This window comes from Klenkia terrae, assembly GCF_900491935.1.
GTDB lineage: Bacteria > Actinomycetota > Actinomycetes > Mycobacteriales > Geodermatophilaceae > Klenkia > Klenkia terrae.
The window spans coordinates 1,867,117-1,888,471 of sequence record NZ_UEXK01000004.1; the positions used below are offsets into that span (position 1 = coordinate 1,867,117).

At 73.7% G+C, this 21,355-nt stretch carries 22 protein-coding genes, 1 pseudogene and 1 riboswitch; of the genes and pseudogenes, 5 read left to right on the forward strand and 18 right to left on the reverse strand.

The features are described 5' to 3' along the window. Positions 1-2 precede the first annotated feature (2 nt). Positions 3-284 carry a Sec-independent protein translocase subunit TatA gene (tatA, locus tag LFA75_RS09625; RefSeq protein ID WP_225233425.1) on the reverse strand — a complete coding sequence of 94 codons (282 nt, stop codon included), beginning with the start codon at positions 282-284 and terminating at the stop codon, positions 3-5. Between the two features lie 40 nt (positions 285-324). Continuing rightward, the gene (locus tag LFA75_RS09630; protein ID WP_225233426.1) at positions 325-747 is read right to left on the reverse strand and encodes a MarR family winged helix-turn-helix transcriptional regulator; all 423 of its coding nucleotides are present in this window, start codon (positions 745-747) and stop codon (positions 325-327) included. An 81-nt stretch (positions 748-828) separates the two neighbouring features. Here LFA75_RS09630 and LFA75_RS09635 point away from each other — a divergent pair, with 81 nt between their 5' ends. From LFA75_RS09635 to metX, 4 genes are all read left to right on the forward strand, one after another. Next, complete coding sequence (locus tag LFA75_RS09635; RefSeq protein WP_225233427.1) at positions 829-2,616, forward strand: ABC transporter ATP-binding protein; 1,788 nt, start codon at positions 829-831, stop codon at positions 2,614-2,616. A 19-nt stretch (positions 2,617-2,635) separates the two neighbouring features. Then, the gene (locus LFA75_RS09640; protein WP_225233428.1) at positions 2,636-3,082 is read left to right on the forward strand and encodes a DUF6630 family protein; all 447 of its coding nucleotides are present in this window, start codon (positions 2,636-2,638) and stop codon (positions 3,080-3,082) included. Positions 3,083-3,116: 34 nt separating this feature from the next. Then, positions 3,117-3,233, forward strand: a riboswitch (SAM riboswitch). A gap of 44 nt (positions 3,234-3,277) precedes the next feature. Continuing rightward, positions 3,278-4,564, forward strand: coding sequence for a bifunctional o-acetylhomoserine/o-acetylserine sulfhydrylase (locus LFA75_RS09645; protein ID WP_225233429.1), 1,287 nt, complete (start codon positions 3,278-3,280; stop codon positions 4,562-4,564). A gap of 1 nt (position 4,565) precedes the next feature. Then, positions 4,566-5,690 (forward strand): homoserine O-acetyltransferase MetX, encoded by a 1,125-nt coding sequence (metX, locus tag LFA75_RS09650; protein ID WP_225233430.1) that lies wholly within the window; start codon positions 4,566-4,568, stop codon positions 5,688-5,690. Here the strand turns inward: metX and LFA75_RS09655 are convergent. From LFA75_RS09655 to LFA75_RS09715, 13 genes and pseudogenes are all read right to left on the reverse strand, one after another. Beyond that, positions 5,677-6,165, reverse strand: a complete 489-nt coding sequence (locus tag LFA75_RS09655; RefSeq protein WP_225233431.1) for a hypothetical protein — start codon at positions 6,163-6,165, stop codon at positions 5,677-5,679. The two genes, metX and LFA75_RS09655, sit on opposite strands and share 14 nt — an antisense overlap. Beyond that, positions 6,162-6,524, reverse strand: a complete 363-nt coding sequence (locus tag LFA75_RS09660; RefSeq protein ID WP_225233432.1) for a response regulator — start codon at positions 6,522-6,524, stop codon at positions 6,162-6,164. The genes LFA75_RS09655 and LFA75_RS09660 overlap by 4 nt, the downstream gene beginning before the upstream one ends. After that, positions 6,521-7,012 (reverse strand): chemotaxis protein CheX, encoded by a 492-nt coding sequence (locus LFA75_RS09665; protein ID WP_225233433.1) that lies wholly within the window; start codon positions 7,010-7,012, stop codon positions 6,521-6,523. Before LFA75_RS09665 ends, LFA75_RS09660 begins: the two co-directional genes overlap by 4 nt. Further along, complete coding sequence (locus LFA75_RS09670; RefSeq protein ID WP_225233434.1) at positions 7,009-7,392, reverse strand: response regulator; 384 nt, start codon at positions 7,390-7,392, stop codon at positions 7,009-7,011. Before LFA75_RS09670 ends, LFA75_RS09665 begins: the two co-directional genes overlap by 4 nt. A 1-nt stretch (position 7,393) precedes the next feature. Further along, entirely contained in the window at positions 7,394-8,224 is an 831-nt protein-coding gene (locus tag LFA75_RS09675; protein ID WP_225236036.1) for a CheR family methyltransferase, read from the reverse strand. Beyond that, complete coding sequence (locus LFA75_RS09680; RefSeq protein ID WP_455428477.1) at positions 8,221-8,829, reverse strand: CheB methylesterase domain-containing protein; 609 nt, start codon at positions 8,827-8,829, stop codon at positions 8,221-8,223. The genes LFA75_RS09675 and LFA75_RS09680 overlap by 4 nt, the downstream gene beginning before the upstream one ends. Before the next feature lie 169 nt (positions 8,830-8,998). Further along, positions 8,999-9,268: pseudogene (locus LFA75_RS09685) on the reverse strand (response regulator); the annotation flags it as partial. Between the two features lie 104 nt (positions 9,269-9,372). Continuing rightward, the gene (locus tag LFA75_RS09690) at positions 9,373-10,281 is read right to left on the reverse strand and encodes a hypothetical protein (RefSeq protein ID WP_225233436.1); all 909 of its coding nucleotides are present in this window, start codon (positions 10,279-10,281) and stop codon (positions 9,373-9,375) included. A gap of 19 nt (positions 10,282-10,300) precedes the next feature. Then, positions 10,301-11,932, reverse strand: coding sequence for a methyl-accepting chemotaxis protein (locus tag LFA75_RS09695; RefSeq protein ID WP_225233437.1), 1,632 nt, complete (start codon positions 11,930-11,932; stop codon positions 10,301-10,303). Further along, positions 11,929-13,542, reverse strand: a complete 1,614-nt coding sequence (locus tag LFA75_RS09700; RefSeq protein WP_225233438.1) for a methyl-accepting chemotaxis protein — start codon at positions 13,540-13,542, stop codon at positions 11,929-11,931. Before LFA75_RS09700 ends, LFA75_RS09695 begins: the two co-directional genes overlap by 4 nt. A 122-nt stretch (positions 13,543-13,664) precedes the next feature. Further along, positions 13,665-15,293 carry a methyl-accepting chemotaxis protein gene (locus LFA75_RS09705; protein ID WP_225233439.1) on the reverse strand — a complete coding sequence of 543 codons (1,629 nt, stop codon included), beginning with the start codon at positions 15,291-15,293 and terminating at the stop codon, positions 13,665-13,667. A 61-nt stretch (positions 15,294-15,354) separates the two neighbouring features. Further along, positions 15,355-15,795 (reverse strand): chemotaxis protein CheW, encoded by a 441-nt coding sequence (locus LFA75_RS09710; RefSeq protein WP_225233440.1) that lies wholly within the window; start codon positions 15,793-15,795, stop codon positions 15,355-15,357. Position 15,796: 1 nt separating this feature from the next. Continuing rightward, a complete protein-coding gene (locus LFA75_RS09715) occupies positions 15,797-18,154 on the reverse strand; it encodes a chemotaxis protein CheA (RefSeq protein ID WP_225233441.1) in 2,358 nt (785 codons plus the stop codon). A gap of 399 nt (positions 18,155-18,553) precedes the next feature. Between LFA75_RS09715 and LFA75_RS09720 the strand changes: the two genes are divergently transcribed. Beyond that, complete coding sequence (locus LFA75_RS09720) at positions 18,554-20,134, forward strand: peptide chain release factor 3 (protein WP_225233442.1); 1,581 nt, start codon at positions 18,554-18,556, stop codon at positions 20,132-20,134. Here the strand turns inward: LFA75_RS09720 and LFA75_RS09725 are convergent, their stop codons facing one another. The 3 genes from LFA75_RS09725 to LFA75_RS09735 form a co-directional block, all read right to left on the reverse strand. Then, the gene (locus tag LFA75_RS09725) at positions 20,135-20,662 is read right to left on the reverse strand and encodes a gamma carbonic anhydrase family protein (protein WP_225233443.1); all 528 of its coding nucleotides are present in this window, start codon (positions 20,660-20,662) and stop codon (positions 20,135-20,137) included. Between the two features lie 22 nt (positions 20,663-20,684). Then, positions 20,685-21,074, reverse strand: a complete 390-nt coding sequence (locus LFA75_RS09730) for an RNA polymerase-binding protein RbpA (RefSeq protein WP_225233444.1) — start codon at positions 21,072-21,074, stop codon at positions 20,685-20,687. 84 nt (positions 21,075-21,158) lie between these two features. Then, positions 21,159-21,317, reverse strand: a complete 159-nt coding sequence (locus LFA75_RS09735; RefSeq protein ID WP_225233445.1) for a helix-turn-helix domain-containing protein — start codon at positions 21,315-21,317, stop codon at positions 21,159-21,161. Between the last annotated feature and the right edge of the window lie 38 nt (positions 21,318-21,355).

Below are 21,355 nucleotides of genomic sequence, written 5' to 3' on the forward strand. Positions count from 1 at the left end.
TGTCAGGCGGGGAGCTGGGGGTGCTGCGCGTCGGCGCGGGCCCGGGCCGCGCGGGCGCGGGCCTCCAGCGCAGCGGCCTCGGCCTCGGCGGCCTCGCGCTCCAGGTCCGGGACGGCAGGGGCAGCAGCGGCGCGGGCGTCGTCGTCCTTCATGCCGCCCATCTCGCCCTTGAAGATCCGCAGCGAGCGCCCCAGCGAGCGGGAGGCGTCGGGCAGCTTCTTGTAGCCGAAGAGCAGGAAGACGGCCAGCACGATGAGGCCGATCTCGGGTGCACCCAGGTTCATGCCCCCACGGTGCACCGCCGACCTGTGCAGCAGCTGGACGTCAGCCGTCGACGAAGCGACGGAGCAGCCGGGCCAGCTCGGCGCGGTCGGCCGCGGGGAGGCCGGACAGCGCGGCCCGGGAGTCCGCGGCGCGGGCGGTCCGGACCTCGTCGAGCACCCGACGACCGCCGTCGGTCAGCCGGACGAGCACCGCACGCCGGTCGGTGGGGTCGGGCACCCGCTCGACCAGGTCCCGCCCGGCGAGGGCGTCGGCCACCTCGGTCGCCGAGCGCGGCGCGATCCGCAGCGCCTCGGCCAGGCCGGACAGCCGCAGACCGTCGGTGCGCCCGACCACCATCAGTGCGCGGACCTGGTGCGGCGAGAGGTCCCACGGCTCGAGCACCTCGCGCCAGCGACCGCGCAACGAGCGGGCCGCGCGGACGATGAGCTCGCCCAGGTCGTCGTCGGGGACGGGGTTCGGCACGCGGGAATGCTAGCGGAACAACGAGCATTACCTCACCGTGAGGTAACCTCACCAATATCCCCGACAGAGAGGGGGACGTGGATGCCACGCCCCGAGACCCGGCCCGCCGCGGCCGACAAGTCACAGCTCGAGCGCTCCCCCGTGTCCTTCCGACGCGTGCTGGCGCTCTTCCGCCCCCACCGGCTGCAGGTGGGCACCGTCATGGCGCTGATCGTGCTCAGCTCGCTGATCGCCCTGGCCACCCCGTTCCTGGTCCGCACCGTCATCGACGACGCGCTCCCGCACTCCGACGTCCGGCTGCTCGCCTGGGCCGTGGCCGGCATGGTCGCCGTCGCCGCGTCGACCGCGCTGCTCGGCGTCGTCCAGACCTGGCTGTCGACCACCGTCGGCCAGAAGGTCATGCACGGCCTGCGCACGTCGGTCTTCACCCACCTTCAGCGCCAGTCGCTGGGCTTCTTCACCCGCACCCGCGGCGGTGAGGTGCAGTCCCGGCTGACCAACGACATCGGCTCCATGCAGTCCGTGGTCACCTCGACCGCGACGAGCCTGGCCTCCAACGCCACCACCGTCGTCGGCACCGTGGTCGCCATGGCCGCGCTGAGCTGGCGGCTGTCCCTGCTGTCCCTCGTCGTGCTGCCCCCGGCGATCTGGCTGACCCGCAAGGTCGCGCTCATGCGCCGCGAGGTCACCGGCGAGCGCCAGCGCCGGATGGCCGACATGCAGACCCAGGTCGAGGAGGGGCTGTCGATCTCCGGCGTCCAGCTCGGCAAGACCCTGGGCACCGGCCCCGCGCAGTCGCAGCGGTTCGCCCGCACGTCCGAGGAGCTGGCCGCCCTCGAGGTCCGCTCCCAGCTGGCCGGCCGCTGGCGGATGGCCACCATGAGCATCGTGTTCGCCGGGATCCCGGCGCTGATCTACCTGTTCGCCGGCCTGCCCGCGACGTCGGGCGGCATGACGATCGGCACCCTGGTCGCCTTCACAGCGCTGCAGGGCACGCTCTTCCGCCCGCTGATGGGCCTCCTGGACGTCGGTGGCCAGCTGGTCACCTCGATGGCGCTGTTCAGCCGGGTGTTCGAGTACCTGGACCTGCCGGTGGACATCGACGACCCGGCCCGGCCGGTCGCCCTGCCGCACGTCCGCGGCGAGGTCCGGCTCGAGCACGTCGGGTTCTCCTACGACGGCGGCCGCCCCGCCCTCACCGACGTGGACCTGGTCGTCCCGGCCGGCAGCACGCTGGCCCTGGTCGGCGAGACCGGCTCGGGCAAGTCCACGCTGGCCTCGCTGGTGTCCCGGCTCAACGACGTGACGACCGGCCGGGTGACCATCGACGGCGTCGACGTCCGCGACCTGTCGCTGGCCGAGCTGGCCCGGGTGGTCGGCGTGGTCAGCCAGGAGACCTACCTGCTGCACACCACGATCCGGGAGAACCTCCGGTACGCGAAGCCCGACGCCACGGACGAGGAGATCGAGCAGGCGGCCCGGCGGGCCCAGGTGCACCAGGTCATCGCCGCGCTGCCCGACGGCTACGACACGATGGTCGGCGCCCGCGGCCACCGGTTCTCCGGCGGGGAGAAGCAGCGGCTGGCCATCGCCCGCACGCTGCTGCGCGACCCGCGGGTGCTGGTGCTCGACGAGGCCACCAGCGCGCTGGACAACGAGACCGAGCGCGCCGTGCAGGCCGCCCTCGACGAGGTCGCCCGCGGCCGGACGACGATCACCATCGCCCACCGGCTGTCCACCGTCCGCGACGCCGACACCATCGCGGTGCTGGACCACGGGCGGGTGGTGGAGCAGGGCACGCACGACGAGCTGGTCGCCGCCGGCGGCCGGTACGCCGCGCTGGCCGGGGCTGTCGCCGTCCCGGCGTAGGAACCTCTACCGTCGACGGGTGCCCGATCCCGACGCCGCGACCCGCGCCCGCTGGGAGCGCCTGTGCGCCCTGCTCGACGACGACCCCGAGCTCTGGCCGACCGTGCAGGCCACCCTGGACGACCCGCCCGCCGACCCCTGGACCGCCCTGCTCGACGGCCTGGACGACGTCGGCGCGCTGGCCTACCTCGACGCCGGCGACCAGGGCGAGGAGCTGGCCGACGCGCTGACCCGGGTGCCCCGGGTGGTGCGGGCCCGCCTGGACCTCGGCCCGGTCACCGACACCGACGGCGACGTGCCCACCGCCGTCCGGGCCGCGGACGCGGTGCTCGCACCGGCCGGGCTCTGCCTGGTGCACCTGGCCGAGGACTCCGACGCCTACCCGCTGGTCGTCGTCCCGGCCGCCGACAAGGCCGAGATCGAGCGCCTCGCGCAGGAGCTGGGGCACGACACCACCCTCGGGTGACGCGGGGGCCTGGACCCCTCTACCATCCTCTGTGGCTCACGAGAGGCAGCGACAAGCACCTGGCTTGCTGCCCGGCAACCGCTACTCCGTCTGCGGTGCTCCCAGGGGAAGAGCCGGTCGGACGGCACCCGCCGCCCGGCAACCGACGGAGTGCCCGCGCGCCGCGGGCCCTCCCGACACCCAGGAGGACGGCGCATGAGCGACAACTGGAGCTTCGAGACCCGGCAGATCCACGCCGGAGCCAGCCCCGACCCCACCACCGGCGCCCGGGCGCTGCCGATCTACGCGACGACCAGCTACCAGTTCCGCGACAGCCAGCACGCCGCGGACCTGTTCGCCCTCGCCGAGATGGGCAACATCTACACCCGGATCATGAACCCGACGCAGGACGCGCTCGAGCAGCGCGTCGCGTCGCTCGAGGGCGGCGTCGCCGCGCTCGCCGTCTCCTCCGGGCAGGCCGCCGAGACCCTGGCGATCCTCAACCTGGCCGAGGCCGGGGACCACATCGTGGCCTCGGCGTCGCTGTACGGCGGCACCTACAACCTGCTGCACCACTCGATGCCCAAGCTCGGCATCACGGTGTCCTTCGTCGAGGACCCCGACGACCCGCAGGCCTGGCAGTCCCTGGTGCAGGACAACACCCGCGCCTTCTACGCCGAGACCATCGGCAACCCCAAGGGCGACGTCCTGGACATCTCCGCGGTCAGCGAGGTCGCGCACCGCAACGGCGTCCCGCTGATCGTGGACAACACGATCGCCACCCCGTACCTGATCCGGCCCATCGAGTTCGGCGCCGACATCGTCGTGCACTCGGCGACGAAGTACCTGGGCGGGCACGGCACCGCCGTGGCCGGCGTGATCGTCGACAGCGGCAACTTCGACTGGACCGCGGGCAAGCACCCCATGTTCACCACCGCCGACCCGACCTACCACGGCGTGGTCTACGCCGACCTCGGTGCGCCGGCCTTCGCGCTCAAGGCCCGGGTGCAGCTGCTGCGCGACCTCGGCCCGGCGATCAGCCCGTTCAACGCCTTCCTGGTGGTGCAGGGCATCGAGACGCTGTCACTGCGGCTGGACCGGCACGTGTCCAACGCCCAGCGGGTGGCCGAGTGGCTGGAGGCCCGGGACGAGGTGCAGTCGGTGCACTACGCCGGCCTGGCCTCCTCCCCGTGGCACGCGGCCGCGCAGAAGTACGCCCCCAAGGGCCCCGGCGCGGTGCTCGCGTTCGAGATCGAGGGCGGCGTCGAGGCCGGCAAGGCGTTCGTGGAGGCCCTCGAGCTGCACAGCCACGTGGCCAACATCGGCGACGTGCGCAGCCTGGTGATCCACCCGGCCTCGACCACGCACTCCCAGCTGACCCCCGAGGAGCAGCTGACCACCGGTGTCACCCCGGGCCTGGTCCGCCTCGCCGTCGGCCTGGAGGGCATCGAGGACATCCTCGCCGACCTCGACGCCGGCTTCCGGGCCGCGAAGAGCGCCTGAGGTGACGGGCGCGCCCTCGACCCGGCTGCCCGCGCGCTCGGGCGGCTGGGTCGAGGGCGACCCGGTCGGGGACCGGCGGTTCGCCGACGTCGGCCCGCTGCAGCTGGAGCGCGGCGGCTCGCTGCCCGCCGTCCGGGTGGCGTACGAGACCTGGGGGACGCCGGGTGACCCCGCCGTCCTGGTCGAGCACGCCCTGACCGGGGACAGCCACGTGGTCGGGCCGACCGGACCGGGCCAGCCCACCCCCGGCTGGTGGGACGGCCTGATCGGGGACGGCGCCCCGCTGGCCGGCACGTTCGTGGTCTGCGCCAACGTGCTGGGCGGCTGCCAGGGGACGACGGGGCCGTCGTCGGCCGCGCCGGACGGCCGGCCCTGGGGCTCCCGGTTCCCGGAGATCACCATCGCCGACCAGGTCGAGGTCGAGGCCCGGCTGGCCGCCGCGCTGGGCGTGGACCGGTGGGCCGCGGTCATCGGCGGGTCGATGGGCGGGATGCGTGCCCTGGAGTGGGCGGTGTCCCGTCCGGACCAGGTGGCCCGGCTGTTCTTCCTGGCCTCGGGCGCGGTGGCCACGGCCGACCAGATCGGCACCCAGACCACCCAGCAGGTGGCCGTGACGTCGGACCCGCGGTGGGCCGGTGGGGACTACGCCGCCGGCGAAGGACCGGTCGCCGGCCTGGGCACCGCCCGGCGGATCGCCCACCTGACCTACCGCAGCGCGTTCGAGCTGGAGACCCGGTTCGGCCACGACGTCCAGGACGACGGCCGCTTCGCGGTGGCCAGCTACCTGGAGCACCACGCCACCAAGCTGGCCCGCCGGTTCGACGCCGGCAGCTACGTGCTGCTCACCCAGGCGATGAACACCTGGGACGTCGGCCGCGGACGCGGCGGGGTGGAGGCGGCGCTGGCCCGGGTCACCGCGCACTGCCTGGTGGCCGGGATCGACACCGACCGGCTGTACCGGGTCGAGGAGCAGCAGCGGGTGGCCGACGCCCTCGGCGTCCCGCTGCGGGTGGTGCCCAGCCCGTACGGCCACGACGGCTTCCTCGTCGAGGTGGCCGCGGTGGGCGCCCTGGTCCGGGAACTGCTGGCAGCCCCGGACCAGGGCGGTCACCTCACGCCAGGATGATCGACAGCGACCCGCTGCCGTAGCCGGTCACGGACACGTCGAGGTCCAGGCGGTTGGTCGAGCCGGTGAGCGCGGCGATGTCGGCCGGCACCGCCTCGCCCGGGGCGTAGAGCCGGTCCAGCTTGGAGTGCAGGACACCCCCGGCGTTGAACAGCGAGGCGGCCACGTTGACCACCTCGTGCAGCACCTCGACCTGCATCTCGGAGAGCTCGCCGTCGGAGACGGAGTCCTCGCAGCCGCCCTTGGGCAGCAGCGCGAGGGCCCCGGCGCACCAGGCCGCGAGCGGCAGGTCGATGAGGACGACGGCGTTGAGGCCGTAGCCCGGGTCGACGTAGGTCGCGAACGCCGTCGGGCGGGACGGCGTCGGGGTGACCGGCGCACCCGGGGCGACGGTGATGCCCCGGCCCAGCAGACCCTGGAGCAGGTCCAGGACGGCCTTGTTGGTCGGCAGCCCGGTCTTGACCGGGGCGCTCACGCCAGCACCGAGTCCAGCTCGTCGCGGAAGGTGTCCGCGGTGAACGGCTTGGCGATGAGGAACAGCGCGCCGGCCTGGGCGGCCTGCTCGCGCATCTCCGGGGAGCCCTCCGAGGTGACGAAGCCGAAGGGGACCGTGGAGCCCTGCGCCCGCAGGGCCTTCAGGCACTCCAGGCCGGACATGTTCGGCATGTTCCAGTCGGACAGGACGAGGTCGGGGGCGTCGCTGCCGACCTTGGCCAGGCACTCGACGCCGTCCTCGGCCTCGACGATGTCGACGTCGTCGTACCCGGCCTGGCGGAGCGTGCGGATGACGATCTGCCGCATCACGCGGCTGTCGTCGGTGACGAGGATCTTCACAGCGGGACCTCCGTGGTGAACACGGGCGCCTCCGTGGCGCCCTGGATGGTGATGGCCAGGTGGTGACCGCGCCAGCTGGCGGCGACGCGGCAGGTGTCCTCGTCCGATGCGCGCAGCGGGGCGGCACCGGTCTCGGGCAGCCCCAGGACCGAGGGGCCCGGGAGCAGGGACTTCACGTTGCCGCCGAGGATGTTGGCCAGCTCGCGGAGCACGTCGTCGACGTCCTCCTCGGTGGCCTCCTCGTCGGCCCGCATCTGCAGGACCGACCGGGTGAGGTCGGCGGTGCCGGCCTGGTCGCAGGTGAGCACGACCAGTCCGTTCCAGGGGCCGGTGACGGTGACCCAGGCACTGGGACCGGCCACGGGCGGGCCGTCGAGGCCGTACCCGGGGACCAGGTACTCCTCCTCGCCGACCAGCGCGCTCCACACCTCGCCGGCGACCGCGGTGACCGTCTCGCCGTCCAGCAGGTGGGTGATCGGGGCGCTCACGCCGGCACCTCGGTGGGCAGCAGGCCCAGCAGCGCCAGCTTGTCGCCGATGGCGTCGGCGGTGAACGGCTTGATGACGTACTCGTGGGCGCCGGCGGCCAGCGCCTTGACGATCTGGCCGTGCTCGCTCTCGGTGGTGACCATCATCAGCGTCACCGAGCGCCAGGCCGGGACCGCCCGGACGGCGGAGACGAACTGCAGCCCGTCCATCACCGGCATGTTCCAGTCGATGCAGGCCAGGTCGGGGACCCAGCCCTCCTCGAGGACGTCGAGGGCCTCGCGACCGTGGCCGGCCGGCCGGGTCTCGTAGCCGAAGCCCTCCAGGATGGAGGCGACGATCCGGCGCATGGCGCGGGAGTCGTCGATCACCAGCGCTCGCATCTCATTTCCCCTTCGTCGGTCGGTAGGCGGAGCCGCGGCCGCAGGGGACCCGCTCCCAGGAGTCGTCGACGCCCAGCGTCGTCTCGGCCGCGCCCAGGAAGAGCCAGCCGTCCGGGCGCATGACCTGCCGGACCTTGCGCAGCACCTCGCGCTTGGTCGGCGGGTCGAAGTAGATGAGCACGTTCCGCAGGTAGACCACGTCGAAGGGACCGAGCCGGGGCAGGGGGCCGGCGAGGTTGAGCTCGCTGGCGGTCACCATCTGGCGGAGTGCGGGCGCGATCTCCCACTCGGTGCCGACCCGGCTGAAGTGCCGGACCAGCATGGGGGCGGGCAGCCCCCGGTTGACCTCGAGCTGGCTGAAGCGGCCGGCCCGGGTGCGGGCGACCATGTCGCGGGACAGGTCGGTGGCGGTGATCCGGACGCGGCTGGCGGCGCCGGGCATCGAGTCGGCCAGCAGCATGCCGATCGTGTAGGCCTCCTGCCCGCTCGAGCAGGCCGCCGACCAGATGGCGATCGGGTCGGTGGGCCGGCGCGCGGCCTGCAGCGCGGGCATGACGGTGCTGGTCAGCGCGGTGAACGGGTCGCCGTCGCGGAACCACGAGGTCTCGTTGGTGGTGAGCGCCTCGACGATCCGGCGGTTGGTGGCCGGGTCGGGCCGCGCGCGGCAGCGCTCGACCAGCTCGGACACCCCGGACAGGCCGAGCTGGCGGGCCAGCGGCATGAGCCGGGCCTCGACCAGGTACTCCTTGCCGGGGGCGAGCACGATGGCCGACTCCCGGCGGACGAGCTGGCAGACCCAGTCGAAGCCGGGCGTGGCGAGTGCGGTGGTCATGATCGGGCTCCCACCAGGGTCGAGGGTCGGGACGAGGACAGGCGGAGGATCGCGTCGCAGACCCGGTCCAGCGGGACGACCTCGTCGGCGTGGCCGGCCTGGGTGACCGCGCCGGGCATGCCCCAGACGACGGAGGTGGCCTGGTCCTGGGCGACGACGGTGCCGCCGACCTCGCGGATCCGGCCGGCGCCGAGCTTGCCGTCGGAACCCATGCCGGTCAGGACGACGGCCAGCACGGCGCCGTCGTAGGCGGCCGCGGCGGACCGGAAGAGCACGTCGACGGCCGGGCGGCAGAAGTTCTCCGGGGCGGCCTGGTCCAGCACGGTGCGCCGGACGCCGGCCCCGGGGGACACGGTGAGGTGGAAGTCGCCGGGGGCGATGTGCACGGTGCCCGGTGCGATCGGCGTGCCGGCGACGGCCTCGACGACGCTGAGCGCGCTGAGCCGGTCCAGCCGGCCGGCGAACTGCTTGGTGAACACCGGGGGCATGTGCTGCACGACCAGCACCGGCAGCGGGAAGTCGCGGGGCAGCCGCGGGATGACCTTGGTCAGCGCGTCCGGTCCCCCGGTGGAGGACCCGATGACCANCCGGACCCCGATCATCATGTTCTCCACGCTCACCGAGCGCGGGGCCACGGCCACCCTGGACGCGCTGGCGGCCGGTGAGGACCTTGATCCGGGGGATCAGCTGGTCCCGGACGCTCTCCTTGGACTGGGTGATGCTGCCGACGTTGGCCGGCTTGGTCACGTAGTCGTCGGCCCCGGCCGCCAGCGCGTCCAGGGTGGCCGTGGCCCCGCGCTCGGTGAGCGTGGAGAACATGATGATCGGGGTCCGGCGGCCGAGCTTGCGGATGGCGGCGACGGTCTGGATGCCGTCCATCTCCGGCATCTCGATGTCCATCGTGATCAGGTCGGGGCGCAGCTGGTCGAGCTTGGCCAGCGCGACGCGTCCGTTGACCGCGGTCCCGACGACCTCGATGGCCGGGTCTGCGGCCAGCACGTCGGTGACGATCTTGCGGACCACGATCGAGTCGTCGACCACCATCACGCGGATCGGGGGCACGGCATCCTGCTCTCTGCTGGGGCCGGCCCGCGGGCAGCCACTGGTTGGAGTTTCGGCACGGGACCGGACTACTTGAGCCGGTCGGCTCAGGAGGGCGCGCGGTGCAACCCGGGCGGGTGGTCCCCCTCGGCGAGCAGCCACGGCAGCAGCAGCTGGTCCAGCGACGGGCCGTCGAGGAGGTCGCTCATGGCCACGGCCTGCACGCAGCCGCTCACCGCGTTCCACAGCCCGCGGGCACCGTCGGCGGGGGTGAACCCGGCCGTCCGGAAGGCGCCGACGGCCATCAGCTGGGCCGCGCCGAGCGCCCGGGTCCGGCCGGAGACGTGCGCCGCCCAGGCGGCGCCGTGCATGGCGGCCGCCCAGGGTCGGCGACCGTCCCGGACCTCGTCGGTGGCCACCCGCCAGCGGCCGAGGGAGAGCTCGTCGAAGGCGGTGACCCGGGCCAGCAGGTGGGTGACGGCCTCCGCGCGGGGGCCGAGGTCGGGGTCGGGCACCGGGCCCACCCGGGCGACGGCCTGCGCCGCGGTACGACGGTCGCGGTCGGCGACCGCGGCCGAGCCCCAGGCGGCGACCGCCGCGTCGGCCAGCACGTCGGCGGCCAGCTCGCGCACGTCGACGCCCACCAGGACGGCGGCCGCGGACTCCGGACCCAGCACGTCCTCCCGGAGCACGCGCTCGATCGATGCGGCGTCCCCGATCGTGCCCTGCTCCAGCAGCGCGACCAGCGCCTCCGAGCGGGCCTGCGGGTGGGCCTGCGCGGAGCGCAACCCCGGCACGCCGGCGGCGGCCAGCTCGCGGATGCGGGCCGACCGGTCGGCCCACCGGGTGCGCTGGGCGGCGGTGCCCGTCGCGACCGGGTGCTGCGCGGCCCAGCCGCGCAGGTGGTCGGGGGACGCGCCCATGCCGGCGAGCAGGACCGCCGCGGCGTCGGGACCGCCGGGCAGGCGGACCAGGTCGAAGCCGAGGGTCGCTGCGCTGACCAGGGAGTAGGGCATGACGGGGACCTCGTCCTGGTCAGTGGGTGAAGCGGCCGACGGTGGTCCGCAGGTCCGCGGCCATCCGGGACAGCTCGTCGACGGCCACCCGGGTCTGGGACAGCGCCTGCGTCGTGGACTCCGCGGCGGTGGAGACCCCGCCGATGTTCGCCGCGATCTCCGTCGTCCCGCCCGCGGCCTCGGCCACGCTGCGCGACATCTCGTTCGTCGTCGCCGTCTGCTCCTCCACCGCACTGGCGATCGTGAGCTGGTAGTCGTTGATCTGGCCGATCACGGTCCCGATCCGCCCGATCGCGGCCACCGCGCCACCGGTGTCGGCCTGGATCGCCTCCACCCGCCGCGCGATGTCCTCGGTCGCCCGGGCCGTCTCCTGCGCCAGCTCCTTCACCTCGTTCGCGACGACGGCGAAGCCCTTGCCGGCCTCGCCGGCCCGGGCGGCCTCGATGGTCGCGTTCAGCGCCAGCAGGTTCGTCTGCTCCGCGATCGACGTGATCACCTTGACCACGTCGCCGATCTCCTTCGACGACACACCCAGCTTGGTGATCGTCGCGTTCGTCGCCTCGGCCTCGCTCACGGCCTCGGCGGCCACGCGGGCGGCCTCGTTGGCGTTCTGCGCGATCTCCCGGATCGACGCACTCATCTGCTCCGCGCCGGCGGCGACGGTCGCGACGCTGCGCGAGACCTCGTCGGCGGCACCGGACACCGCGCCGGACTGCACGCTGGTCTCCTCCGACGACGCCGAGATCTGCGCCGCCGAGGCGGCCAGCTGCTGGCTGGAGGCGGCGACCGCGTCGGCGGCGCCCACCACCGAGGCCATCACCCCGCGCAGCTGCTCGGCGGCCACGTCGAGCGCGGCCCCGGTCCGGCCCATCTCACCCGCCCCGGTCAGCCCGGTGCGCCGGGTCAGGTCCCCGGAGCCCAGGCCCTCGGCGACGTGCCGGATCCGGTCCAGGGGTCGGGCCAGCGAACGGGTGACCCGCCAGGCCAGCAGGGCCGCGAGCAGCACCCCCAGCACGCCGGCCGACCACAGCAGCCAGGTCGCGCGGGTCTGGGCGGCGGACTGCTCGGCGCCCAGCGCGTCCAGCCGGGCCTGCGCCGAGGTGGCGATCGTGTCGGCGATGCCCAGCACGATCGTGTAGGCCTCACCGGCCTCGCCGCCGTTGATCGAGGTCTGCGCGGTGGCCAGCCCGGCCTGCGTGCCCGGCCGGATCCACTCGACGACCTGGTCGTCCCAGGAGAAGTAGCTGTCCCAGGCCGGCTCCAGCTCGTCGAACGCGGCCCGCTCGGCCCGGTTCATCCCGGAGGTCTGGACGTCGGCCAGCCAGGCGTAGACCGAGGCCTTGCTGGCGAGGAAGCCCGCCCGGTTGTACGAGTCGTCCTGCAGCGCGGCCTCGGGACCGAAGGCGGCGACGTCGGCGAGGACGAAGCCCTGCCACCCGGTGGCGTCGGCGATCTGGAAGCGCATGGTCTCGGCGTCCCGCAGGACGCCGTCGGCGGCGCCCACCTGCTGGGCGAGGTCGCGCTGCTGGCTCACCGCGGTCACCCCGCCGGCGGCGCAGGCGAGGACGACGAGGGCCACGCCGCCGAAGGCGAGGCCGAGCCGGGCGCGCAGCCCGAGGTCGGCCGCGCGGCGTCGGAGCGAGCGGGTCACGAGGTGCTCCGGTGGGTGAAGCGGCCGACGGTGGTCCGCAGGTCCGCGGCCATCCGGGACAGCTCGTCGACGGCGACCCGGGTCTGGCCCAGGGCCTGCGTGGTGGAGGTGGCTGCCCCGGAGACCCCGGTGATGTTGGCGGCGATCTCCGTCGTGCCGCCGGCGGCCTCGGCCACGCTGCGCGACATCTCGTTGGTCGTCGCCGTCTGCTCCTCGACCGCACTGGCGATCGTGAGCTGGTAGTCGTTGATCTGGCCGATGACCGTGCCGATCCGGCCGATCGCGGCCACCGCACCACCGGTGTCGGCCTGGATCGCCTCCACCCGACGCGCGATGTCCTCGGTCGCCCGCGCCGTCTCCTGCGCCAGCTCCTTGACCTCGTTGGCCACCACCGCGAAGCCCTTGCCGGCCTCCCCGGCACGAGCGGCCTCGATGGTCGCGTTCAGCGCCAACAGGTTCGTCTGCTCCGCGATGCTCGTGATCACCTTGATCACGTCACCGATCTCCTTGCTCGACACACCCAGCTTCGTGATCGTCGCGTTCGTCGCCTCGGCCTCGGCGACCGCGTCCGCGGCCACCCGGGCCGCCTCGTTCGCGTTCTGCGCGATCTCCCGGATCGACGCCGACATCTCCTCGGCACCGGCGGCCACCGTGGCCACCGACCGGGACACCTCGTCGGCCGCCGACGACACCGCGCCGGACTGCACGCTGGTCTCCTCGGCACCGGCCGAGATCTGCGCCGCCGACGACGACAGCGCGTCGCTGGAGGCGGCCACCGCGTCCGCCGAGGCGACCACCGTGGACATGACCGACCGGAGCTCGGCGAGGGCGGTCCGCAGCGCCGCGGCGGTCTGGCCGAGCTCGTCCTGCGAGGTCACCACCGGGTCGACGGTCAGGTCGCCGGCGGCGAGGGCGTCGATGGAGGCCCGCAGCGAGCGCAGCGACGCCAGCATCCGGCGCACGATCAGCACGGTCAGCCCGGTGGCCACGGTGAGCCCCGCCGCGAGCGCGATCCAGATCGTCCACACGGCGGACGAGGCCTCGTCCTCGCCGGCCTGGGCCCGGGCCTGCGCCACGGTGGCCTGCGCGTCGGCCTCCGCCTGCAGGGGCTCGACCACCGCGGTGGTCTGCGGCCGCACCTGGTCCTGGAACACCTCGGCGAAGCCCGCGGCGTCGCCGTCGTCGGCCAGCGGGAACAGGGTGTCCTCGGCCAGCGCGTAGTAGGCGGACAGCTGGTCCTGGAACTCACCGAAGGCTGCCGGGTCCGCGGCGGACGGGGCGTAGGCGCTGATCTGGTCGTCGATGTCGGTGCGGCGGTCGGCCAGGTCGGTGACCAGCTCGGCCCGCACGTCGGCGTCCGCGATGCCGTACTGGATGACCCGTGCCCGGTCGCCCTGGAAGCTGCGCTGGATCTCGGCCAGCTGCGTCAGCGGGACGATGGTGCCGCGGTACAGCTGCTGGCCGGAGTCGCGCAGCGACCCGATGCTGCTCGCGGCCAGCACCGCCAGGCCCACCGCGACCAGGGCGAGCGTGAGGACGGCGGCACCGATCTTCACGCCGAGCGGTCGGTCGGCGGTCCGTCGCCGGGCGGGCTGCCGGTCGGCATGCATGAGGTCTCCTGGGGGTCTGCGTCGCACTGCTGCTGCGCGGGGTCGATCGGTGGGTGGTGCGGGCGACGCTGTCCCGCGGGGCGGTCCGGACCGGGCAGGTGGCCGCGGTCCGGACCGGTGGATCAGTGGGTGAAGCGGCCGACGGTGGTCCGCAGGTCCGCGGCCATCCGGGACAGCTCGTCGACGGCCACCCGGGTCTGGGACAGCGCCTGGGTCGTGGACTCCGCGGCGGTGGAGACCCCGCTGATGTTCGCGGCGATCTCGGTGGTGCCGCCGGCGGCCTCGGCCACGCTGCGCGACATCTCGTTGGTCGTCGCCGTCTGCTCCTCCACCGCGGAGGCGATGGTGAGCTGGTAGTCGTTGATCTGGCCGATGACCGTGCCGATCCGGCCGATCGCCGCGACCGCCCCGCCGGTGTCGGCCTGGATGGCCTCGACCCGGCGGGCGATGTCCTCGGTCGCCCGGGCGGTCTCCTGCGCCAGCTCCTTGACCTCGTTGGCCACCACGGCGAAGCCCTTGCCGGCCTCACCGGCGCGGGCGGCCTCGATCGTGGCGTTGAGCGCCAGCAGGTTGGTCTGCTCAGCGATGCTCGTGATCACCTTGATCACGTCACCGATCTCCTTGGAGGACACCCCGAGCTTGGTGATGGTCACGTTGGTGGCCTCCGCCTCGGTGACCGCCTCGGCGGCCACGCGGGCGGCCTCGTTGGCGTTCTGCGCGATCTCCCGGATCGAGGCGCTCATCTGCTCGGCACCGGCGGCCACCGTGGCCACCGACCGGGACACCTCGTCGGCGGCACCGGACACCGCGCCGGACTGCACGCTGGTCTCCTCCGACGACGCGGAGATCTGGGCCGACGAGGCCGACAGCTCCTCGCTGGAGGCAGCCACCGCATCGGCCGACGCCGCGACGGAGGCCATCAGGGCGCGCAGCTCCACCATGGCGCTGTCCAGCGAGGCGCCCATCAGGCCGAGCTCGTCGCGCGAGGTCAACCCGGCGCTCACGGTGAGGTCGCCGCCGGCGAGGGCGTCGGTCACCGCGCGCACCCGGCGCACCGACCGGGCGATCCCGGTGGCCACGAACCACCCGACCGACAGGGCGAGCAGCACCCCGATCCCGAGCACCACCAGGCTGAGGGTGCGGGCCGAGGACGCCGACGAGGCCGCGCTCGCGGCTGCCGCGGCGGCCTGCTCCTGCTCCAGGGCCTGCAGCTGTGCCAGGTCGTCGGTGACGGTGTCCAGCACCGACTTCACCTGCTGGTCGTTCGCCCGGGCCCAGCCCTCGTAGTCGCTGGCGAGGGCCAGCGGGGCCAGCACGTCGTCCACCAGCCCGGTGGCCGTCTGCAGCTGCTCCGTCGCGTCGTCGACCAGCGCCTGCTTGTCGGCGTCCATGGTCGTGGCGGTGTAGTCCTCGAGGTGGGTCCGGAACTCGTCGGCGGCCGTGGTGACCGCCTGCAGCGCGGTCCGGGTCGCCGCGGTGTCCGTGGCCAGGATGGCGTTGCGGTTCTGGATCCGGAGGTCCTGCACGTCGTTGGTCATCGCGCCGATGGCGGCGACGCCCTCGAGGTTCTGGCTGTAGAGGCGCTGGGTGGTGTCGGCGGCGTCGCCCAGGGCGACGATCCCGACGACCCCGATGGTGACGGCGACCGCGGAGGCGGCGCCCACCGCGGTGAGGACCTTGACCTTCACGCTGCGGTCGGACCAGATCCGGCTGACCGAACCGGGGCCCGTGGTGGTGACGGGGGTGGACACGGAGGACTCCTGGTTCAGGAAGGGTCTCTCGACCCGGGAGGGGGGAAGGGGTGGGCCGGCGTCAGGGGCTGACGACGCGGGCGACGTCCAGGGCCAGCAGCAGCCGGCCGTCGAGCTTGTAGGCCCCGCGGATCAGCTCCCGGGCCCGCCCGTCGAGGGTGTCCGGCGGCTGCTCGAAGTCGACCGCGTCGACGTGGACGACGTCGGCGATCCCGTCGACCAGGAAGCTGACCGCCTCCCCGTGCATCCGGACCACGATCACCACGGCCTCGGCGCCCTCGGCGCGGGCCGGGCGGCCCAGCCGCTCGCGCAGCTCGATCGCGGTGACCACCTGGCCGCGCAGGTTGATCAGGCCGGCGACGGCCGGCGGGGCCAGGGGGACCCGGGTGAGCTTCTGCGCCCGGAGCACCTCCTGCACGTGCTCGACCTCGACGCCGTAGAGGTCGCCGTCCAGCCAGAAGGTGGCCAGCTGGGCAGTGCCCTGCGTGGTTGCCGTGCTCATGTCAGACCGCCATCAGGTCGTCGGAGGCCGCGGGGGCGGCGGTGTCGAAGGCGTAGAAGCCGGGGTCGGCCGCGAGGATCGCGGCGCGGACGTCGAGCAGCTCGGTGACCTTGTCGCCGAAGACGGCGGAGCCGAGCAGGCCCATGTCGTCGATGTCGGAGTGCTGGACCTCGGTGTCGTCGACGATGTCGAGGATCTCCTCGACCACGATGGCGACGCTGCGGTCGCGGTCGGCGTAGACGATGACCTCGAGGGTGTCCTTCGTGGGCTCGTCGCCGTAGCCGTAGGACGACGCCGCACCCAGGTGCTGGTCCAGCCGGACGATCGGCAGGATGGCGCCGCGGTACTGCACGACCTCCCGGGAGCCCACCCGCTCGACCGTCGCCGTCTTGATCTGCTCCAGGCGGGTGACGGTGTCCAGCGGGATCGCGACCCGGCGTCCGCCGCCGATCGCGGCCAGCAGCATCCGGGTCCGCTCGGTGCCGACCGTCGCGGTGGCCGCCGCGGCGCTGGCCGCGGTCCGCTGCTCGGCCCGCTCGACGGTCTCGGCCCGCAGCGCCCGGCGGGCGAGGGCCTGGACGTCGAGGATCAGGGCGACGGTGCCGTCGCCGAGGACGGTGGCCCCGGAGTAGAGGCCGATGGCCTTGAGCTGGGCACCGACTGCCTTCACGACGATCTCCTCGGTGTTGATGACCCGGTCGACGACCAGGCCGAAGCGGCGGCCCTCGGACCGCAGGACGGCGATGACGACGTGCCCGTCGTGGCGCTCGGAGCTGGTGCCGAACACGTCGGTCAGCTGCACCAGCGGGAGCAGCTCGCCGCGCAGGCGGTAGACCCGGGCGCCACCGATCTCCTCGACCGCGGTGGCGGCCTTCTCGGCGTCCAGGCTGACCAGCTCCTGCAGGCTGACCTGCGGGATGGCGTAGCGGTCGCCGGCGCACTCGATGGTCAGCGCCGGCACGATGGCCAGCGTCAGCGGGATGCGCAGCCGGGTGCAGGTGCCCCGGCCGGGCTCGGACTCGATCTCGATCGTGCCGCCGATGGCCTCGATGTTGGTCTTGACGACGTCCATGCCGACACCGCGGCCGGAGACGTTGGTGACCGCGGCGGCGGTGGAGAACCCGGGAGCGAAGATCAGCTGCAGGATGTCCGAGGTGGCCATCCGGGACAGCGCGTCGGCGGTCACCAGGCCCTTGCGGACGGCGCTCTCGCCGATCTTCGCCGGGTCGATGCCGGCGCCGTCGTCGACGACCTCCACCACGACCTGGCCGGACTCGTGCCGGGCCCGCAGGGTCAGCACGCCCTCGGCGGCCTTGCCGGCGGCCCGGCGGGCGTCGGGCTTCTCGATGCCGTGGTCGACGGAGTTGCGGACCAGGTGGGTCAGCGGGTCCTTGACCGCCTCGAGCAGGGTCTTGTCCAGCTCGGTCTCGTTGCCCTCCATCGCCAGCCGCACGGACTTGCCGCACTGCTGGCCGAGGTCGCGGACGACGCGGGGCAGCTTGGACCAGATGTGGTCGATGGGCTGCATGCGCGTCTTCATGACGCCCTCCTGCAGCTCGCTGGCGATCAGGTTCAGCCGCTGGCCGGCCCGCACCAGGTCGGTGTCGGCCTGGCGCGAGACGTACTGCACGATCTGGTTGCGGGTCAGCACCAGCTCCCCGACCAGCTGCATCAGGGCGTCGAGCAGGTCGACGTCGACCCGGATGGTGGAGTCGGCGACCGCGCGGCGCGGGGCGGGCTCGTCCTCCCCGCCGAGCGGCTTCACGGCGGCGACCGGCGCCGGCGCGGGGACCGGGGCCGCGGCCGGGACCGGGACGACGGCCGGGGGTGCGGCGGCGGCCGGGGCGGCGACCGCGGCGAGCTGGTCGGCGGCGACCTCGAGCGCGGCCAGTTCCTCCTCGACGACCTCGGCGGCGGCCTCGACCACGGCCTCGGCGGCGACCGGGTCGGCGGCGGGCGCCTCGGCGGCGGGCCCGTCCTCCATGGAGGCGCTGATCAGCTCGACGGCGCGGCTGACGTCGACCGAGCCCTCACCACCGGTGGTCTCGATGGAGCCGAGCAGCTCGCGGACGGTGTCCACCATGGTCAGCAGCGCGTCGGTGCGGTGCGGGGTGAGCTGCAGGGCGCCGTCCCGCAGCCGGGACAGCATGTTCTCCCCGACGTGCGCGACCTGCTCCAGCTTCCCGAAGGCCAGGAAGCCGCTGGTGCCCTTGATCGTGTGGATCGTGCGGAAGATGCTCGAGAGCCGCTCCCGGGAGTTGGGCTCCTGCTCGAGGGCGACGAGGTCCCGGTCGAGCTGGTCCAGGTTCTCGTGGCTCTCCACGAGGAAGTCCTCGACGATGTCGTCCAAGCCGTCCACGGTGGTCCTCTTCCCTGCTGCGCCGGGGGCCGTCAGCCCCTCCTTGTCAGGGTCCACAACGGCACGGACCGAGCAGTTCTCAACCCGAGAGCTCAAGTTCGGAACCGCTTTTCCCGATACGCGCGGAGGAATGCCGGTGACCATTCCCGCACCGGGCGGCGACCCGGCGCGCCGACCCCACCCCTATGGATGAACGCGCAGCTCAACGGCATACCCGGTCACGGATCAATGCCCGCGCTGATCGGTCACCGCCATTCCGGGTCGACGTGTCGACAGCCCGCGGGACGGTGACCGACACCCGTGTCGACAACCATTCCGGAGCCATTCCCGGACGGGCGGGTGGACGGGGTCGCGGCCGAGCGGACCGGCCCGGCCCCGCAGCGCCGTAGACTCGCCGGAATGAGCACTGCCGCCGGCGAGGCCGCGCGCCGTCGGACCTTCGCCGTCATCAGCCACCCGGACGCCGGGAAGTCCACCCTCACCGAGGCCCTGGCCCTGCACGCCCACGTGATCGGCCGGGCCGGTGCCGTGCACGGCAAGGCCGGCCGCGGGGCCACCGTGTCCGACTGGATGGACATGGAGAAGGCCCGCGGCATCTCGATCACCTCCGCGGCGCTGCAGTTCGCCTACCGCGAGGCCGTGGTCAACCTGGTCGACACCCCCGGTCACGCCGACTTCTCCGAGGACACCTACCGGGTGCTCACCGCCGTCGACGCCGCGGTGATGCTGGTCGACGCGGCCAAGGGCCTGGAGACCCAGACCATGAAGCTCTTCGCGGTCTGCAAGCACCGCGGGATCCCGATCATCACCGTGGTCAACAAGTGGGACCGCCCCGGCCTGGACGCCCTGGGCCTGATGGACGAGATCAGCGAGCGCACCGGGCTCACCCCGACACCGCTGACCTGGCCGGTCGGCATCGCCGGGGACTTCCGCGGCGTGCTGGACCGGCGGGACGGCTCCTACCGGCACTTCACCCGCACCGCCGGCGGCGCCACGATCGCGCCCGAGCGCGTGATGACCGCCGACGCCGCGCTGGCCCAGGAGGGCGACGCCTGGACGACGGCGGTCGAGGAGGCCGAGCTGCTCGGCGAGACCGGCGCCGACCACGACCAGGAGCTGTTCCTCGCCGGCGCGACCACTCCGGTGCTCTTCGCCTCCGCGGTGAGCAACTTCGGCGTCGGCCTGCTGCTGGACACCCTGGTGGACCTCGCTCCCCCGCCGGCCGACCGGCCCGACGCCGACGGCAAGCCGCGCGCCCTGGACGACCCGTTCAGCGCCTTCGTCTTCAAGGTGCAGGCCGGCATGGACACCGGCCACCGCGACCGGCTGGCCTACATGCGGGTGTGCACCGGGGTCTTCGAGCGCGGCATGGTCGTCACCAACGCCGCGAACAACCGGCCCTTCGCCACCAAGTACGCCCAGCAGGTGTTCGGCCGCGACCGGGAGACCATCGAGACCGCCTACCCCGGCGACGTCGTGGGGCTGGTCAACGCCCAGGCCCTCGGCGTCGGGGACACCCTCTACACCGACGTGCCGGTGGTCTACCCGCCGATCACCACGTTCGCCCCGGAGCACTTCGCGGTCGCCCGGGTCGCCGACACCAGCAAGTACAAGGCCTTCCGCAAGGGGATGGACACCCTGGCCGGCGAGGGCGTCGTCCAGGTGCTGGTCTCCGAGCGCCGCGGCGACGGCGCCCCGGTGCTCGCCGTCGTCGGGCCGATGCAGTTCGAGGTGGCCCAGCACCGGATGGAGCACGAGTTCGGCGCCAAGGTGAGCCTGGAGAACCTGCCCTACTCCCTGGCCCGGGCCACCGACGCCGAGTCCGCCCCCGAGATCGCCAAGGCCCGCGGCGCCGAGGTCATGTCCCGCCCCGACGGCGAGCTGCTGGCCCTGTTCACCGACAAGTGGTCGCTGCGCGCCCTGCAGCAGAACAAGCCGCACCTCACCCTGACCCCGCTGGTGGCCGCAGAGCTCTCGTGATCAGAGGGGTCGCAGGGCGCGGTGCTGTTCCAGCCGGTCGGTGTAGCTGACGGCGTTGGCCCGGATCCGCTCGACGGCGGCGTCCCCCAGGTCCTTGACGACCTTCGCCGGGACGCCGGCGACCAGCGACCCGGGCGGCACCTCGGCGCCCTCGGTGACCACGGCGCCGGCCGCGACGATCGACCCGGACCCGATGTGCGCGCCGTTCATCACCACCGCGCCCATCCCGACCAGGACGTCGTCGTCCACCCGGGCGCCGTGCAGCACCACCCGGTGGCCGACGGTCACCCGGTCGCCCAGCACCAGCGGGAAGCCGGGGTCGCTGTGCAGGGTGGACCCGTCCTGGATGTTGGAGTCGGCGCCGACGACGATCGACTCGGCGTCGGCCCGGAGCACCGCGCCGTACCAGACCGACGCCCGCGGGCCCAGGCTCACGTCCCCGACGACCACGGCGGTCGGCGCGACGAAGGCGGCGGGGTCCACGGCGGGGACGCGGTCCCCCAGGGCGGCGATCAGCGGTTCGGCCATCTGCCCTGCCTACCGCACGGGATCAGGCGCGGGTGCGGCGGGCCTTCAGCACCTCGAGCCGCTCGGCGAGCAGCTCGTCGAGGTCGGTGATCTCCCGGCGCTCGAGCAGCATCTCCCAGGGGGTCTTGCTCACCCGGGGCGGTCCGGTCTTGCGGGCCCGGCCGCGCGGCGCCTCGTCCTCGTCGGTCGGTGCGGCCACCGGGGTGTCGGCGGTGACCACGAGGGCCGAGGGCCGCCCGTGCCGCGGGCAGGTCCAGATCGCCGGGGGGATGGCGTCGGCCGCGAACGTGACCTTGACCTGGTGGTCGGTCTCGCAGATGTACGTGTGGGTGGCGGCCTCGGCCAGCACCGCGCCCCGGACGCTCTCCAGGCTCGTGGTGCCCATCCGGGAACCGCGCAGGTTGTCGGGCACGGTGGCCTCCTCGTCGGGTGCTGCTGTCTGCGTCCACCTAACCGTTCCCGGTCAAGCTTAAACGCTGTTTACGCACCCCACGGTTCAGCTCAGCGGACTGGGCACGATCCGGGGAGTCCGGGGGGCCAGGTCGTCCTGGCCGGCGGCCCGGCGGGCGGACACCAGCTGGGACACCCGGTTGCGGGTGACCCCGGCCTCGCGGGCCACCGCGGACGGCGCGTGGCCGGCCTCGACGGCGGCCACCAGGGCCGCCTCCCAGCGTCGCTGTGCCTCGCGGGCCG

Bases quoted from the DNA above. Each gene is read 5' to 3' on its own strand.
- tatA (WP_225233425.1), bottom strand. From the start codon at position 284: ATGAACCTGGGTGCACCCGAGATCGGCCTCATCGTGCTGGCCGTCTTC.
- LFA75_RS09635 (WP_225233427.1), top strand. From the start codon at position 829: ATGCCACGCCCCGAGACCCGGCCCGCCGCGGCCGACAAGTCACAGCTC.
- LFA75_RS09645 (WP_225233429.1), top strand. From the start codon at position 3,278: ATGAGCGACAACTGGAGCTTCGAGACCCGGCAGATCCACGCCGGAGCC.
- LFA75_RS09670 (WP_225233434.1), bottom strand. From the start codon at position 7,392: ATGCGAGCGCTGGTGATCGACGACTCCCGCGCCATGCGCCGGATCGTC.
- LFA75_RS09675 (WP_225236036.1), bottom strand. From the start codon at position 8,224: ATGACCACCGCACTCGCCACGCCCGGCTTCGACTGGGTCTGCCAGCTC.
- LFA75_RS09690 (WP_225233436.1), bottom strand. From the start codon at position 10,281: ATGCCCTACTCCCTGGTCAGCGCAGCGACCCTCGGCTTCGACCTGGTC.
- LFA75_RS09700 (WP_225233438.1), bottom strand. From the start codon at position 13,542: ATGCATGCCGACCGGCAGCCCGCCCGGCGACGGACCGCCGACCGACCG.
- LFA75_RS09710 (WP_225233440.1), bottom strand. From the start codon at position 15,795: ATGAGCACGGCAACCACGCAGGGCACTGCCCAGCTGGCCACCTTCTGG.
- LFA75_RS09720 (WP_225233442.1), top strand. From the start codon at position 18,554: ATGAGCACTGCCGCCGGCGAGGCCGCGCGCCGTCGGACCTTCGCCGTC.
- LFA75_RS09725 (WP_225233443.1), bottom strand. From the start codon at position 20,662: ATGGCCGAACCGCTGATCGCCGCCCTGGGGGACCGCGTCCCCGCCGTG.